Source organism: Cyclobacterium salsum, from assembly GCF_010119245.1.
Classification (GTDB): domain Bacteria; phylum Bacteroidota; class Bacteroidia; order Cytophagales; family Cyclobacteriaceae; genus Cyclobacterium; species Cyclobacterium salsum.
The window spans coordinates 157,978-173,745 of the sequence record NZ_WNKG01000009.1; the positions used below are offsets into that span (position 1 = coordinate 157,978).

The 15,768-nt window shown below is 44.7% G+C and carries 13 protein-coding genes; 11 read left to right on the top strand and 2 right to left on the bottom strand.

The features are described from left to right. Positions 1–89: 89 nt before the first annotated feature. Complete coding sequence (locus GJS45_RS16970) at positions 90–1,580, top strand: lipopolysaccharide biosynthesis protein (RefSeq protein ID WP_162343053.1); 1,491 nt, start codon at positions 90–92, stop codon at positions 1,578–1,580. 4 nt (positions 1,581–1,584) lie between these two features. Here GJS45_RS16970 and GJS45_RS16975 read toward each other — a convergent pair whose 3' ends face one another. Both GJS45_RS16975 and GJS45_RS16980 read right to left on the bottom strand, forming a co-directional pair. Continuing rightward, positions 1,585–2,916 carry a glycosyltransferase family 4 protein gene (locus tag GJS45_RS16975; protein WP_235954830.1) on the bottom strand — a complete coding sequence of 444 codons (1,332 nt, stop codon included), beginning with the start codon at positions 2,914–2,916 and terminating at the stop codon, positions 1,585–1,587. A gap of 20 nt (positions 2,917–2,936) precedes the next feature. Beyond that, positions 2,937–4,403 carry an NADP-dependent isocitrate dehydrogenase gene (locus GJS45_RS16980; RefSeq protein WP_162343054.1) on the bottom strand — a complete coding sequence of 489 codons (1,467 nt, stop codon included), beginning with the start codon at positions 4,401–4,403 and terminating at the stop codon, positions 2,937–2,939. Positions 4,404–4,715: 312 nt separating this feature from the next. On the opposite strand from GJS45_RS16980, the gene GJS45_RS16985 reads away from it, so the two are divergent. The 10 genes from GJS45_RS16985 (at position 4,716) to GJS45_RS17030 (ending at position 15,740) form a co-directional block, all read left to right on the top strand. Beyond that, positions 4,716–5,501, top strand: coding sequence for an enoyl-CoA hydratase/isomerase family protein (locus GJS45_RS16985; RefSeq protein WP_162343055.1), 786 nt, complete (start codon positions 4,716–4,718; stop codon positions 5,499–5,501). Positions 5,502–5,519: 18 nt separating this feature from the next. Beyond that, on the top strand, positions 5,520–7,049 hold the full coding sequence (locus GJS45_RS16990) for an MATE family efflux transporter (RefSeq protein ID WP_162343056.1): 1,530 nt from the start codon (positions 5,520–5,522) through the stop codon (positions 7,047–7,049). After that, positions 7,039–7,470 carry a dUTP diphosphatase gene (gene dut / locus GJS45_RS16995; RefSeq protein WP_162343057.1) on the top strand — a complete coding sequence of 144 codons (432 nt, stop codon included), beginning with the start codon at positions 7,039–7,041 and terminating at the stop codon, positions 7,468–7,470. The genes GJS45_RS16990 and dut overlap by 11 nt, the downstream gene beginning before the upstream one ends. 191 nt (positions 7,471–7,661) lie before the next feature. Next, positions 7,662–9,407: a tetratricopeptide repeat protein gene (locus tag GJS45_RS17000; protein WP_162343058.1), complete on the top strand. Its 1,746-nt coding sequence runs from the start codon at positions 7,662–7,664 to the stop codon at positions 9,405–9,407. Continuing rightward, positions 9,400–10,143 carry a DUF4292 domain-containing protein gene (locus tag GJS45_RS17005; protein ID WP_162343059.1) on the top strand — a complete coding sequence of 248 codons (744 nt, stop codon included), beginning with the start codon at positions 9,400–9,402 and terminating at the stop codon, positions 10,141–10,143. Before GJS45_RS17000 ends, GJS45_RS17005 begins: the two co-directional genes overlap by 8 nt. 49 nt (positions 10,144–10,192) lie before the next feature. After that, positions 10,193–11,389: a murein hydrolase activator EnvC family protein gene (locus tag GJS45_RS17010; RefSeq protein WP_235954831.1), complete on the top strand. Its 1,197-nt coding sequence runs from the start codon at positions 10,193–10,195 to the stop codon at positions 11,387–11,389. 113 nt (positions 11,390–11,502) lie between these two features. Next, complete coding sequence (locus GJS45_RS17015; RefSeq protein ID WP_092176689.1) at positions 11,503–11,712, top strand: Sec-independent protein translocase subunit TatA/TatB; 210 nt, start codon at positions 11,503–11,505, stop codon at positions 11,710–11,712. Between the two features lie 4 nt (positions 11,713–11,716). Beyond that, a complete protein-coding gene (gene gatA / locus GJS45_RS17020; protein ID WP_162343061.1) occupies positions 11,717–13,150 on the top strand; it encodes an Asp-tRNA(Asn)/Glu-tRNA(Gln) amidotransferase subunit GatA in 1,434 nt (477 codons plus the stop codon). Between the two features lie 19 nt (positions 13,151–13,169). Further along, on the top strand, positions 13,170–14,561 hold the full coding sequence (locus GJS45_RS17025; RefSeq protein ID WP_162343062.1) for a lytic transglycosylase domain-containing protein: 1,392 nt from the start codon (positions 13,170–13,172) through the stop codon (positions 14,559–14,561). Positions 14,562–14,639: 78 nt separating this feature from the next. Next, positions 14,640–15,740: a DUF4837 family protein gene (locus tag GJS45_RS17030; protein WP_162343063.1), complete on the top strand. Its 1,101-nt coding sequence runs from the start codon at positions 14,640–14,642 to the stop codon at positions 15,738–15,740. Positions 15,741–15,768: the final 28 nt, after the last annotated feature.

The following is a 15,768-nucleotide window of genomic DNA, read 5'->3' on the forward strand; positions in this document are numbered from 1 at the left end:
TTGCTATTACTTAGCAAAAAACCTGGTACTTTAATCTAAATTTACCAGATACAGGTACCTTTGCCTGAGCATCAATCTTCAGCACTTCTTTGAGTAAGTTAGCCAAACAAAGCATCCTCACCACCATTTCGGCCTATATGGGCGTGGTGATCGGGTATTTTAACCTCCTCTGGCTACTGCCCTATGTGTTGGAACCGGAGCAAATCGGCTTGTTCAAAACCATACAGGACATGGCCTTGCTGATGACTCCCTTTGCTCAAATGGGCATCGGCAATGGAATTACCCGATTTTTCCCGCAGGTAAAAGCAGAAAAGTTTTCCTTTTTTACCTTTAGCTTGTTTTTGGGATTTATTGGCTACACCGGTTTATTACTTATCTTCCTGCTGTTCCAAGCACCGATCAGTGCGGCATTTGTTGAAAAATCTCCGGAAGTCAACGAATACATTCAAGTAGCACTGCTCATCACTTTCCTATCCGTGCTCAACACCCTATTGGAAGCTTTTAGCCGTTCCTTTTTAAAAATTGCCATCCCTTCCCTGATCCGGGATGTATTGCTGCGTTTGCTAATGGGCTTGCTGGTCATCGGGTACTTTTTAGATGGCTATCCCTTTTTCCTCATGATATGGGGAATGGTACTGGTCTACCTGCTTACTCTGATAAGCATGGCCTTTTACATGCGGAAAATAGGCATTTTTCAGCTTCAGTTCAATTGGAGTGGGATTCCGGGCAGTTTAAAGAAGGCTTTTTTTCAGTACAATATGATTACCATGCTGGGCACGGCTGGCGCATTGCTGATAATGAAGATTGATAGCCTGATGGTGAGTTCCATGATCGGGCTGGATGCCAATGCCGTATACACTATCGGGTTTTCCATCGCCGTAGTCATCGAAATGCCCCGAAGAGCGATCTCACAGGTGGCCATGCCCATTATTTCCGAGAAATTCGCTGCCAACCAATTATCCGAAATAGATGCCCTTTACAAAAAAATAGCCATCCATCAATTACTGGTCTGTGGCCTGGTATTTTTGCTGATCTGGGTGAATATCGACACGCTTTACCATTTCGTACCTAACCGGGACGTATACGAAGCCGGAAAATGGGTGGTATTGCTTATCGGGTTAGGCAAACTCAGTGACGTATTGTTTTCGGTCAACGGGGAAATTATCGTTTTCTCCCGATTCTATGTATTTAACATTACGGCTACCTTGCTCATGGCTTTTGCGGTCATTTTGCTGAATCTGCTTTTTATACCCCTCTATGGAATTGAAGGGGCCGCGCTTGCCTCCCTACTTGCGATGTTTTTTTACAACTTTATTAAGTTTATCTATATTAAAGTCAAGCTGGGCTTTAACCCTTTCACCCTGGGCGTGTTCAAAATAGCTTTTGCGGGAGGGATCAGTTGGGCGGCATCTTACTTTCTACTGCCCTCCCTGGACTCAGTGCTTGTTGATTTAGTACTACGATCCGGGCTCGTCCTATTGGTCTACTTGCCGTTGGTTTATTACCTGAAAGCCGCTCCGGAAGCAGAAGACTGGCTTCGGTTAACTATCAAAAAATGGGTCAATCGACCCGCCCAATAACCTGTCAGAGATTATCCCCCATTTCCTGAAGCAGCCCTGCCAACTGCCCGGTCAAATGTCTCCGGTGAAATGGCTGTAATTGCTGCCCGGTTTCATTTGAATTCGAAAAAGTGCTCAATTCTGATAGCTGTTGAGATAGACCGTTAATGTCCTCATGTGCAAAAACCCTGCCCGCGCCTGCCTTACCAATGATTTGGGCAGCGTCTCCTTCCGGGTCACCCAGGCCGATTATTTGCCTGCCGGTGGCCATGTACTCAAAAAGTTTCCCCGGTATATTCCCTCGGGCATTTTTGGTATTGGTAAGGATTAGCAATAAAGCATGCGCCTTCTCATAATAAGCAAATACCTCCGAATGACTCAGGTAACCAGTAAGCTCCACATGCTTTTCCAGCCAATCGTCATGTCGGATCAGTTCTTCTACTTGTTGGCTTACCCTTCCGACAAAAGTAAGCCTTACCTTCCCTTGCTCTTTTCCGAATACCTCTTTAAGGGCTTGCAAGAAGGGGCTGGGATTTCGAATACCATCGATGACCCCCGAATAGACAATTTGAATCGGATCGCTCCCGGGCTGACTCCTATTAAAGTGGGGCGGCATGTCATCCGTATCAAACCCATTCGTAATTACATGAATTTTCCGGTCGGCCAGTTCTTTCATTTCGGATGCAAAAGTGGGGGAAATGGTCATCAACGCATCTGCCTCCCTGAAAACAGAAGCTTCCAATTTTCGGTGCTTTTTCCTTGCCATAGCGGTGAGCTTCAAGGTGTCCAAAAATTCCCAGGCCGACCAGGGATCGCGAAAATCTGCCAGCCAGGGGGTACCGGTTTTCCGCTTTAGATTCCTTCCGATCAGGTGCATGCTGTGCGGGGGACCGGTGGTGATGATGGCATCAAAGTGATTTTGTTGCCAAATACTCTCCAAAAACGAAACCGAGGGTTTTACCCAAAATATCCTGGGGTCCGGTATCAGGGCATTTCCCCTGAACCACACCGCCAACCTATCCAGGAGGGAAGGTTCCTTTTGCTCCAGAATCCGCGCGGGGTCGGCCAATGTATCTCTTTTTAAACGCCTTAGAAGATGGTAGGGCTCCCAAATCGGAAATTTCAACACTTCGGTTGATGCGGTCACTTCCTTAGACAGCGAAGGGTCTGTCAGTGCAAAATCCGGGTTTTCAGGTGTAAAAATTACCGGCTGCCAACCGAATTCGGGCAAGAATTTGGAAAATTTAAGCCAACGTTGCACTCCTGATCCGGCACTTGGCGGCCAGTAATAAGTGATGATCAAAACCCGTTTCATACTGCTAAAAATCAACGCATGCCAGCCATAAATGGCCTGCATGCGTAATTGATTGGAAAGAATTACTCGCCCTGTGCCAGCGAAAATCCCCTGGCCCCGTCAAATGTGTAAAGGTTTTCCGTTTTGATAAAGTCAAAACCAAGCGCTTTTACCTGCTGTAGCACGTCAATAAGCTGGTCGTGCGTAATGACACTTTCGTCGGCATTAAAGAACCGCACCCGCCAGTGATCGGAACAAAACGTCTCTTTCATGCCTCCAGGGTATACCCGTACCCCTCTGTTAGTTATCAATTGCATCTTCAATCCGGAGGAATCGACCTGCCGTAGCGCATCCCCGATGACATTGGGATCACGAGTACCTTCCTTCCAGTCAATGAAGACATCCAAACCGATCAATACCTTTTCTGCCGCCTTTCTTGGTCGAATGGCCAGGGCCTCTTTGATGTCTTTCTCACTTCGCTCGGACTTGGCAAAAGAAGCCTTTTTCATTTTCTCCGGCATTTTTCCTAACCTTTCGATAACGGCTTCGGCAAATTCCTGGGTACCTACCTTCTTCTTACTAATCCCTTCCTGAAAGATATCCCCGGTATGAATTCCCTCTTCCAGGGTTCGCATCCAGGCATTACTGATTTTCTCCGCTACTTCTGGCTGTCCGATATGAACCAGCATCATGATGGCTCCATTTAAGAGGCCAGAAGGATTAGCGATGCCCATGCCCGTGATATCGGGTGCAGAACCATGAATGGCTTCAAACATGGCTACCTCCTCCCCTATGTTGGCAGATCCGCCCAGTCCCACTGACCCGGTTATTTGAGCTGCCACATCTGAGATAATATCGCCATAGAGGTTTAATGTCACGATCACATCGAACATTTCGGGACGATCGGCAATTAGGGCGGTCCCAATATCAATGATCTTGTGATCTGTTTCTATTTCCGGGTATTCTTTTGCCACTTCATTGAACACCTGACGAAAAACCCCATCGGCCATTTTCATGATATTGTCCTTGGTCATGCAAGTGACTTTTTTCCGATTGTTCATTCGGGCATATTCGAAGGCATAGCGGACAATTTTCTCACTACCGGGTCTAGATATCAATTTGAGGCACTGAAAAACCTCGTCCGTTTGGCGATGCTCAATACCAGCATACAAATCTTCTTCGTTTTCCCGGATAATAACCATATCCGTCTCAGGAAAATGCGTTCGGATATAGGGTGAATAAGCCTTACAAGGCCTTACGTTGGCATATAATCCCAGGGTTTTTCGGGTGGTCACGTTCAGACTCTTAAAGCCTCCGCCCTGAGGAGTCGTAATAGGCGATTTTAAAAACACCTTGGTTTCCCGAAGTGAATCCCAGGCGTTGGGTTCAATCCCGGAACTAATTCCTTTTAAGTATACCTGTTCTCCGATTTCGATGACTTCAGTTTCGATGGCAGCTCCTGCTGCTTCCAAAATGGACAAGGTGGCCTTCATTATTTCCGGACCAATACCATCTCCATAGGCAACTGTAATTTTTCTTTTTTCGGACATGTAGTTTGCGTTTATTTTTCGAAAGATGGTACAAAAATAGGAAAAATTGGTACAGTACCCTTTCTACGGGCTAAATATTAAAATGGAAACCCAAAATTATCACACTCAGAGATTTGGTACCTTCGGTATCCGAAGTATTCAATAGTAAAACCAATCCACTTGCGATTATAAAATTCTCTTTAATAGATTTAAAATACATTTTATTGGCTATTTTATTTATTTCCTATTTTTTATCATGGATGATTTTTATCTGAATCTTTTGTGATTGATTACGCTCCTCGTATATTTGAAGCTTACCATTGAATAATTGGAATGGCAGAACAAAAAATTATTCTTTCCGAAACTAAAGACGGAATACTTTACCTGACCATCAGCAGAGAGTCTAAGCTCAACGCCTTAAATTTCAACACCTTGGAGGAGTTGAAAAATATTTTCAACGAGGTGAATGATAATAAATCCATTCGTGGGGTCATTATCACCGGCGCGGGAGAAAAGGCCTTTGTGGCAGGTGCCGATATTACTGAAATTGCCGAGCTAAACGAACTGAATGCCCGGAAATTCGCAGAGTTTGGCCAGGAGGTATTTGAAATCATTGAATCCTGCCATAAACCAGTCATAGCAGTAGTCAATGGCTACGCTTTGGGAGGAGGTTGTGAATTGGCGATAGCCTGCCACATGCGGATTGCTACCACCAACGCCAAATTCGGTCAGCCAGAGGTTAATTTGGGGATCATTCCGGGGTATGGTGGCACGCAGCGACTTACTCACCTGATAGGGAGGACCAAAGCGACCGAAATTCTGATGACCGGAGACATGTTGGACGTGAATGAAGCCAAATCGCTGGGTCTTCTGAATCACGTAGAGGCTACCAAGGAGGAAGCAATCGCCAAAGCAGAGGAAATACTTAAGAAAATCATGAGTAAAGCTCCTTTATCTATCGGAATGATAGTGGATTGTGTGAATGCCGTATACGCCAGTGATGAAAATGGCTACCAAATTGAGGCAAACAGTTTTGCGCGCTGTGTCAAATCAGAAGACTACCGGGAAGGCACCAATGCGTTTCTGGAAAAAAGAAAACCTAACTTCAAAGGGGAGTAATCCCCTTTTTTATTTTTTATGGGCCTGTTAAAAAAATTAGCCGGGCAATCCGCCATTTACGGTGTCAGCAGTATCCTCGGAAAATCCATTAATTTTTTATTGGTTCCGCTTTATACAGGATACCTTCCAAAAGAAGATTTAGGTTCTTTTACCATCCTTTATGCCCTGATCGCTTTCCTGAACGTGGTGTTTACCTTTGGTATGGAGACCACGTTTTTTCGATTCGCTACGGGAAAAGGCCTGTCTCCGGAAAAAGTGTATCAGAATACCCAGTCCTTGGTAACCCTGGTGGCGATCCTGTTGGGAGCCGCCTTGTATATCTCGGCTGAGCCTTTATCCCTTTTATTTGACTTTCCGGGAAAAGCACACTTGTTTCAATGGGCAGCCATGATCCTCACCATTGACGCGCTGATGGCCATCCCTTTTGCCAAACTAAGATTAGAAGGCAGGTCGGTTACCTTTGCTTCGGTCAAATTAGTCAATATTTTTCTGAACGTAGGGTTCAATGTCCTGTTTATCGTGGTAGCCTTTCATATTGTGAGCGGAGATATTCTCCCTTCATTAAATCCCTGGGTATCCCAGTGGTACCAGCCAAATTGGGGGGTGGATTATATCTTGCTTTCCAACGTGCTGGCCAATTTAATGATTTTACCCCTGGTCTGGAAATTGGTGGGTAAATGGAAATTTGAGTTGAAGGCCTCGCTCCTGAAAGCCATGTGGCATTATGCCCTACCCTTGCTTTTTATGGGGCTTGCGGGCGTGACCAATGAGGTTTTTTCACGAGGGCTTTTTGAATACGCCCTGCCGGAAAATTTTTACCCGGAGTTGACTTCCCGGGAAGCTGGGGGAGTATTCGGAGCTAATTTTAAGCTGGCCATCATCATGAGCCTTATAATCCAAGCTTTCAAGTATGCTGGAGAACCGTTTTTCTTTCAGCAAGCGGAAAACAAAAATAACCCGCAGCTATTTGCCCGGGTGATGCATTGGTTCATTATTTTCTGTACCGTGCTCATGGTCGGAGTTGCGGTAAACCTGGATATCATCGGGTCGCTGTTTTTTCAAGCACCGGGATACGCCATCGCACTTCCCATGGTCCCGATTCTATTAATGGGCTACCTGCTCCTGGGAGTGTATTACAACCTCAGCATTTGGTTCAAAATCACCGATCAAACCAAATACAGCTTTTACATTACCTTTACCGGAGCGGTGGTCACGGTGGTGATCATCCTTACCCTGGTGCCTGTATTTGGTTTTATTGGAGCAGCCCTAAGCACCCTTGGCTGCTACCTGACCATGGTCATATTTTGTTATGTCACTGGCCAAAAACACTACCCCATCCCCTACCAAACCAAAAAAGATGTGACCTACCTGTGCCTGGCATTCTTGTTCAGCTATGGCGGCTTTTGGCTGGATACGGGGCAAGCCGGACTCAATTTTCTGTTGCACAATGTTGTCTTTTTGGTCTTTGTGGCCTTCATTTTCTACATGGAAAAAAAGGAATTATATTCGTTGTTAAAATCCATCATTAAACCAAAGCATGCAAATTAACGTCATAAACAAATCGAAGCATCCCCTTCCCGAATACCAAACCCAACTAGCTGCCGGTCTGGATTTGCGGGCGGAGCTCGATGCTCCTGTCATTTTAAAATCGCTCGAACGAAAACTAATAGGAACGGGATTATTTATCGAATTACCCGCAGGCTTTGAAGCGCAGATTCGACCCCGAAGCGGGTTGGCATACAAGTTTGGAATCACCGTACTCAACAGCCCGGGTACCATCGATGCGGACTACCGGGGCGAAATTAAAATCTTACTCGTCAATAATTCCAGGGAGGATTTTACCGTTCAGGATGGAGAACGGATCGCACAAATGGTGGTTTCCAGGCACGAACAAATCGAGTGGAAACTGGCGGAAAACCTTTCAGAAACCAAGAGAGGAGTGGGAGGATATGGAAGTACGGGTAGTTAATTGGATAGACCTCCCATGGCTTACGCTCCTGGCTGGGGAACCAAACGCCCACTTATATTGTATGAAAATTAAATTAAATACGTAAAATCCCCCTTCAAGTGTGCTCTCAGAAACCCTGAGAAAGTCGCGAACATTACCTTCAGGGAACCATTTCAAAGGATGTTTTACGCTAACGATAAGATAGAAAATAAATGAATAAGTGGTATTTAAGACCTTTGGTCTGGACTTTCACGCTGGCATTATTTGCCAGTACCCTACCCGAGTCCGTGTTTGCTCAAAAGAAAATCAGCCGGAAGGAAAGGAAAGCCCAGGAAAAAGAAATGATGGCAGACAGACTTTTCATCGAAGGGCAAAAACATCTTATGTTAGAAGACTTCAAGAAAGCCTACTTTTATTTTAACAAGGCATTGGAGTTTGACACCGAAGAACCTGCCATCTATTACAAGCTTTCTGAAATGATGATTCGGGCCAACCAACCCGATAAAGCATTGGAATTCGGGCAAAAAGCACTTGCGCTTGCACCGGAAAACAAATATTATCATTTACAAATTGCAGAAATTTACAATAAACAGAACAAAGGCCGAGAGGCCGCTAAAATATTAGAAACATTAATGGAGAAAGAGGGCAACTACCAGCAATATATCCTGGAGTTGGCTTCTATTTACCTTAATTTGAAGGATTTTGATAAAGCACTGATTGCTTTAAACAAAGCTGAGGAATACTACGGTGTGGTGGAGCAGCTTACGGCTCAAAAGCAACGCATTTACCTGCGAAAAAATAATCTGGAAATGGCAGTAGCTGAGGGAAGAAAGCTTATCGAAGCCCATCCTGGAAATCCCAATTACGTGTTGGCGCTGGTAGAAATACTGTTTAACAATAACCAAACCGACGAGGCTTTAGAATTGGTATTGAATTCATTGAGTTCCTACCCTAACCAACCGGAATTAAAAATGGCTGCTCATACGCTTTACAAGGAAAAGGAAGAACTGGAAAAAGCCCGGCAGTATTTGTTAGATGGATTTAAGCATCCGGATTTGGATGCAGCAACGAAAGCCAGGGCTTTTGAGGGAATTCTCTCTCAGGTAAAGAATACCGCGCGGGAACAATTGTTGACCAAACTCGCTCAGACAATGGAGTCACAGCACCCTAATGATCCGGAAGTAACGGCTGCTTTGGGGAAATGGAAACTTCAGGAAGACAATCAGCTAGAGGCCATTTCTTACTTCAAAAAATCCCTGCTTGCAGATCCGGAAAGGGAGGAATTGTTTCAACGGCTTTTGCCGTTAATGTTTGAAAACCAACAGCCCTTTGAAGAAATAGTGGAGATGGGCTCGACTGCTACATCCGTTCATCCCGACAAGGCCGAATTCTGGTTTTTCCTGGGATCTGCTCAGCTGGGAATGAAAGACCATGAAGCCGCCAAAACGGCACTTACCAAGGCTATTGACCTGAATGCGGGTAGCAATCCACAGCTTTCCCTTATGGCCAATGCGCAACTGGGTGATGCCCTTCATGCGTTGGGTGAAACAGAGGCAGCTTTCACTGCTTACGAAAAAGTTTTATCGGAAAATAAAAATAATGAGCATATTTTAAATAATTATGCCTACTTTCTCTCTCTGGAAAAAAAGGAGTTGGATAAGGCCTATACCATGTCTCACAAACTCGTTTCCCGATTTCCTGAAAACCCGACCTATTTGGATACCCATGCATGGGTATTGTTTCAGTTGAACAGGTACGAGGAGGCCAAAACCTATATGGAAAAAGCGTTGGACCACCTGGAAGAGCCTAGTGGAGAGATGCTGGAACATTATGGCGATATTTTATTCAAACTGGGAGAAAAAGAACGGGCACTGGATTACTGGAATAGGGCGAAGGAGCTGGAGGATACTTCGGAATTTTTAACATTAAAAATCCAAAACAAAAAATATTATGAGTAAGGCCAAGCTAATCGCCTTCATTTTAGGGGTATTCATCGTAAGCTCCTGTGTGCGGAAACCACTTTCCTATAGCGCAGACAGTGTAATGGAGGAGTTCGAGCCTTTTTACCTGGATTATAACTACCTTACGGCAAAGGGTCGTGTGACCCTGGAAGAGCAAGATGGGAAAATCACCAAAGGAACGTTAAACATCCGAGCCAAGAAAGACAGCGTCATCTGGTTTAACATGTCTCCCGGGCTGGGCATTGAGGCGGTGAGAGGATATATCAGTACGGATCAAATCAAAATTCGGGACCGGATAAACGGACAAAAAATCGACATGGGGTATGCGGAGTTTCAGGAAAAATTCGGCGTTCCACTGTCCTTCTCGCTTTTCCAAAACCTATTATTTGCCAATATCCCACACGAATTCAGTTACCGGGATCGATTGATCCGGATTGGAAAAACCTTTGAATTAAGACAAGAAAGAGAAAATATACAGTACAAAACCCTGATAGACGCAGGCCATGGAAAAGTGACGCAGTTGGAAAGTGAGGCATCAAAAACCAGGTCTGGAAGTGTTTCCGCCTCCTACATGGATTTCAGAGACCTGCAAGGCCAGCCCTTTCCTTATCAGGCCATCATAAAAATGGTGCTCAGCCTGCCACAGAAACCTAAATCCAATTTCTTTCTCAATGCAGAAATGGTAAAAGTAGAACTAACGGATGATCCCATCAGCTTTCCATATAATTTTTAACTTTTCTTTTCATCGCTCAGTTTTCCTACTGGTTTTTGCTCTCCTCCTGATGGCGGGTCCATCAGCAGCACAGGTAACGGCCAACAGAGCCGAGCTGGAGGAAGAAAAAGCCAGGATTCAAAAGAGGCTACGGGAGTTTGATACGGTATTAAAAAGAACGACGAATGAAAAACGGATTTCATTGGGAGAATTGCGTGCCGTCAATCAAAAACTAGAAGCCAGAGAAAGCTACATCGCCACGTTAAACAGGGAATTGAGGCTCGTAAAACAAGAAATACAGCAGACCTCTTCCCGTATCGATCAGCTGGAGGAGGAACTGAAAAATCTGAAGGAAGAGTATGCAAAAATGATTTATACTTCGTACAAATTGAATCAAGGCGTAAACCTCGTGGCGTTTATTTTCACTTCTGCCACCTTCAAACAGTTTTACATGAGGCTAAAATACCTCAAACAATACAGCGATGCGCGTAAAAAGCAGGTGGAACAGATGGAAAAAGTTAGTCAGGACCTGACCCAAAAGCAACAGGAACTGGAGGCACAGCGCTCCAATCAACTCGCGGTATTGGCACAGGAAGAAGAACAACGGAAGGAGCTAAATGAGCTAAAAGCGGAACAGCAGCAATTAGTAAGTTCGTTGAGTCAAAAGGAAGAGGCATTGAAAAAAGAAATTGCTGCCACCCGAAAGCAACAGGAAGAGTTGAATCAATTGATCAAACGAGTGATCGAGGAAGAAATGCGACTGGCCAGAGCGCGAGAAGCAAGGGAAAACGAGGCAGCTACCGAGCAGCCTGCGGAAAAAAGCCTTCCCGCTGCGCCCAAAGCTACCGCACTTTCCACATCCTTTGCCAGTAACCGGGGGAAAATACCCTGGCCGGTAGAATCCGGTTTTATTTCCAGAAAATACGGAACCTATCCGCACCCTACGCTAAAAGGAATCACCGAAACCAATGACGGCGTCGATATTCAAACCAACAATAACGCTCCAGTTAAAGCGGTATTTGCCGGGAAAGTTACCAAAATAACCACTGTCCCGGGTATGGGGGGAACCATTATTATTAAACACGGAGATTTTTACACGATGTACAGCCGGCTAAAAACCATTTCAGTGAAATCCGGCCAGGATGTTAATACATCCACCGTAATTGGCACAGTGTATACGGATTCCGACGGTATATCCGAACTTCATTTTCAAACCTGGAAAGGTTTGGAAGTAATGGACCCAAGTATTTGGCTTTCTAGCAAATAATGCTTAAATTTTAGTATATTTAGAAAAAAAAATTACAACATGCTTTATTTCCTTTGCGTTAGAAAAGCACAGTTCTATATTTGTAATAATTTCATAATCAAAATAAGCAAAACATGAGTACATTGGGTTTTATACAAAATATCGGAGGAGGATCACTTGTGATCATCGTTCTGGTAGTCATCCTTCTTTTTGGGGCAAAAAGGATTCCTGAACTGGCCAGAGGCCTGGGTAGGGGTATCCGTGAATTCAAAGATGCCACCAAAGAGATTCAGGATGATTTGGAGGAAGGACTGAAGGATGACAACAAAAAAGCAAAAAAATAACAGGTTGGAAAAATTTCTTTCATTCGATGAGATAAAAAAATCGCTGGAAAAAAAGGAAACGGATTGTAAAGCGATTGTTACTTATTACCTAAACAACATTAAGACGAAGGCGCAATTAAACGCCTTCGTTGAAGTTTATGGACCCTCTGCTTTGGAGCAGGCGGCTGCCATAGATGAAAAAATTACTGCTGGTAAAGCAGGCAAACTAGCAGGCATGGTGGTGGGGATCAAAGATGTCCTTTGCTATCAGGGTCATGTGGCCAATGCGTCCAGCAAAATTCTGGAAGGATTCGAATCTCAGTTTACCGCTACCGCCATTCAACGGCTAATTGACCAGGATGCCATCATTATTGGCAGACTCAATTGCGATGAGTTTGGTATGGGGTCTTCCAATGAAAATACGGTACATGGTCCCGTACTGAATGCCCTGGATGAAAGTCGTGTGCCCGGCGGGTCTTCGGGTGGGTCCGCTGTAGCCGTGCAAGCTAATCTTTGTACGGTTTCGCTCGGAACAGATACGGGCGGTTCCGTTCGTCAGCCGGCAGCTTTCACTGGCGTTATTGGGATCAAACCTACCTATTCCAGGGTTTCCCGTTTTGGGTTGATTGCCTATGCCTCCTCCTTTGACACCATCGGTGTCTTTTCAAGAAATGTCAGAGATAATGCCCTGATATTGGAAACCATGGCTGGCCCGGATGAATACGATAGCACTTCCTCACGCAAACCCGTTCCCGCGTACAGCAACCTGCTTCATTTTGACAAGCCTGCCAAAATCGCCTATCTTAAAGAAACGGTGCATTCGGATGCTCTGCAGCCGGAAATAAAAGCACATACAATGCAGGTACTCGACAACCTGAAAAATGAAGGTCATCAGGTGGAGGAGGTGAATTTCCCTTTATTGGATTATGTGTTACCAACTTACTATATATTGACCACTGCTGAGGCCAGCTCGAACCTTTCCAGATTTGACGGTGTTAAATACGGGTATAGGTCATCAAATGCCCACAATCTGGAAAGCATGTACAAGCTCACCCGGTCCGAGGGATTTGGTGAGGAGGTAAAAAGGAGAATCATGTTGGGGACTTTTGTGTTGAGTGCCAGTTATTACGATGCCTATTTCACAAAAGCCCAGAAAGTTCGGCGGTTGATCAAGGAATTCACTGAAAACTTATTGACCAAGTTCGACTATATTGTTTTGCCAACAACTCCGAGTACGGCCTTCAAATTTGGGGAGCATTCAAATGACCCGGTGGCCATGTACCTGGAAGACCTTTTTACCGTGCAGGCCTCCGTCTCCGGAGTTCCATCCATATCCATTCCAAACGGAAAGGATGAAAATGGTTTGCCCATTGGTCTGCAGATTATGACCAATTCGTTTAAAGAAGCGGAATTATATGCCTTTGCTAACTACTTAAGTGAGCGGGCAGCTACTAATTAGTAAATAAATGATTACGGATATGAGGGAAGGATTTTTAAAAAACGTGTTGAGGGGCTTGCTTGCCGGGATTTTGTTTTTACCCGCAGCAATTGCACAGGATCAGGTAGTAAGTCTATCGGAAGGAGAGGCAAGTACGGCCACGGTAGCTCCTTATTATGACTATGAACATATACCGGACTTCACCTATGAAGAAGTGGAAAAGCGAGTCTCGGCAATGGAAACCGACATGCCATTTGAGCTTAACGAGACCATTTTTGCTTTTATAAACTACTTTACTGTTCGAAACAGGGATTATACCCGGATGGTTTTAGCCCGTCAGGACATGTATTTTCCGATGTTTGACGAGGCATTGGACAAGCACCAGATGCCGGAAGACATTAAATACCTGGCGATCATTGAATCCGGGCTGAATCCCAGTGCCCGATCGAGAATGGGTGCCAGCGGATTGTGGCAATTCATGCCTGCAACGGGAAAAGAATTCCAGTTATACATCAACAGCCACGTTGATGATCGGCTTGATCCGGAAAAATCCACGGATGCCGCTCTGCGGTACCTGAAAGCCCTGAACCGAAGGTTTAACAACTGGGAACTGGCATTGGCAGCCTATAACTGTGGCCCGGGAAATGTCAACAAAGCCATCCGAAGATCCGGAGGGAAAAGGACATTTTGGGGTATTTATCGCTATTTACCCCGCGAAACAAGAAGCTATATTCCCCAATTTCAAGCCATCATGTACGTACTCCGGCACGCTGAAGAACATAATCTGATATTAGAAGAACCAGCTTATGCCATGGACTTTGATAAAGTAAGTATGGGTGCCGAATTTACACTGAAGGATTTGGCCAAACACACCGAATTATGTCTGGAAGATCTGGAGTACTTAAATCCCTCCCTTCTTAGAGGAGAAGTACCTGATTTTAAGAAAAACATGACAATCAATGTTCCCAAGTACATGCATGCCTACATCACCGAAAACCAGCCCAGGCTGGTAGACTCCCTTATGGTAGAAAAGGAACGGTACCTGGCATCTCTACCCGATGAACCGGAAAAACCGATCCACAACCTTACCTATCGGGTGCAGAGAGGGGACGTTTTAGGGAAAATTGCACAACAATATGGTGTTTCTGTCAGCCAGTTAAAGTCATGGAATAACCTGTATTCCAATACCATTCGCGTTGGCCAGGTAATTCATATCTACCAGGATAACCCCACCTTTGAAAAAAGCATTGCTTCCTCCCAGCAACCTGCGGTTTCTGAAACCCGTGCCGGGAAAATGTATACCGTTCAGCCCGGTGATTCCTTATGGTTAATCTCCAGGAGACTGGAAGGAGTGACCATAGAGCAGCTTAAAAAGCTGAATAACCTCAATACAAACCAAATCAAGCCGGGTCAAAAATTAATTATTGGATAATTTTAAAACTAATTTTTTAATTTTATTTTTTTCAATAGGCAATTATTCCTAATTTAGGCTTAGGTAAAAAACTACCCTATGGAAAAAAATATCAGATTATACATTTTCGTTTTATTTGCAGCTTTTGCCCTTGCTTCTTGTGAGGGAAGTAGCGAGAATGATTCCTCCAGCAACAAACCCAGGGCCCGGGGATCGCTTGGAGAAATCCTGTTGGTGATCGATTCTGCCAAATATGCAGGACCGGTTGGAGATGCGTTAAGGGATATCTTCCAAGATGATATTCCAGGTATTATTCGTTCTGAATCCATGTTTTACATACGAAAAGTGGATCCGCGAGCACTAACCCGGATCTTGAAGATGGCCAATAACATGGTATATGTCACCACTTTCGATGACTCCAGTCCTGCGAGCAGGGTTATCAATAATCAATTTACGCCTGAATCCGTGGAGATGAGCAGAGGAGATTCATCCCTATTCATGTTGCGAAATAAGGATGAATTTGCCAGAGGCCAGGAGGTGATGTACCTCTTTGGAGAAAATGAAGAAGAACTGGTCCAAAACTTACGCGCCAACAAAACCCAACTTCAGAATTTTTTCATCAACAGGGAAAAAGAAGGACTGGCCAGGGCGCTGTTTAATCGAAAAAATGGGATAGCAAGCACCAAATCCCAAGAAAAATTTGGCCTAACCCTGAATTTGCCCGCTTCTTACCAATTCGTACTGGAAGAAGAAAAGTTTCTATGGTTTCGACAACCTACTCCCAGGCCCGATAAACCAGACATAAGCCTGTTTTTCTACGAAACGGATTACACTGATGAGTCGCAGGTCTTTCCGGAAAACATCATTGCTTTCCGCGATGAGATTACCAAAACGCGTATATTTGGCGACCCGGATATTAAAGAATCGTATTTGGTGACCGAAAAGCAGGTGCCTCCGGTCTTCAAAAACACGCAGATTGATGGTAAATTCAGTATTGAGATGCGGGGTTCCTGGAAGACCAACAACTTATCCATGGGGGGATCCTTTTTGTCGTATACGGTGGTAGATGACAAAAATGGGAAACTATTCTACATGGAAGGATTTGTCTATTACCCCAATGAGGCACATAGAGCCTCTCTTCGGGAAATTGAAACCATTTTACAAGCCACTTCATTTGAAAATGAGGAAGAAGAAAACTAAGTCCTAATTTGTACCATTTTTCCCCAGC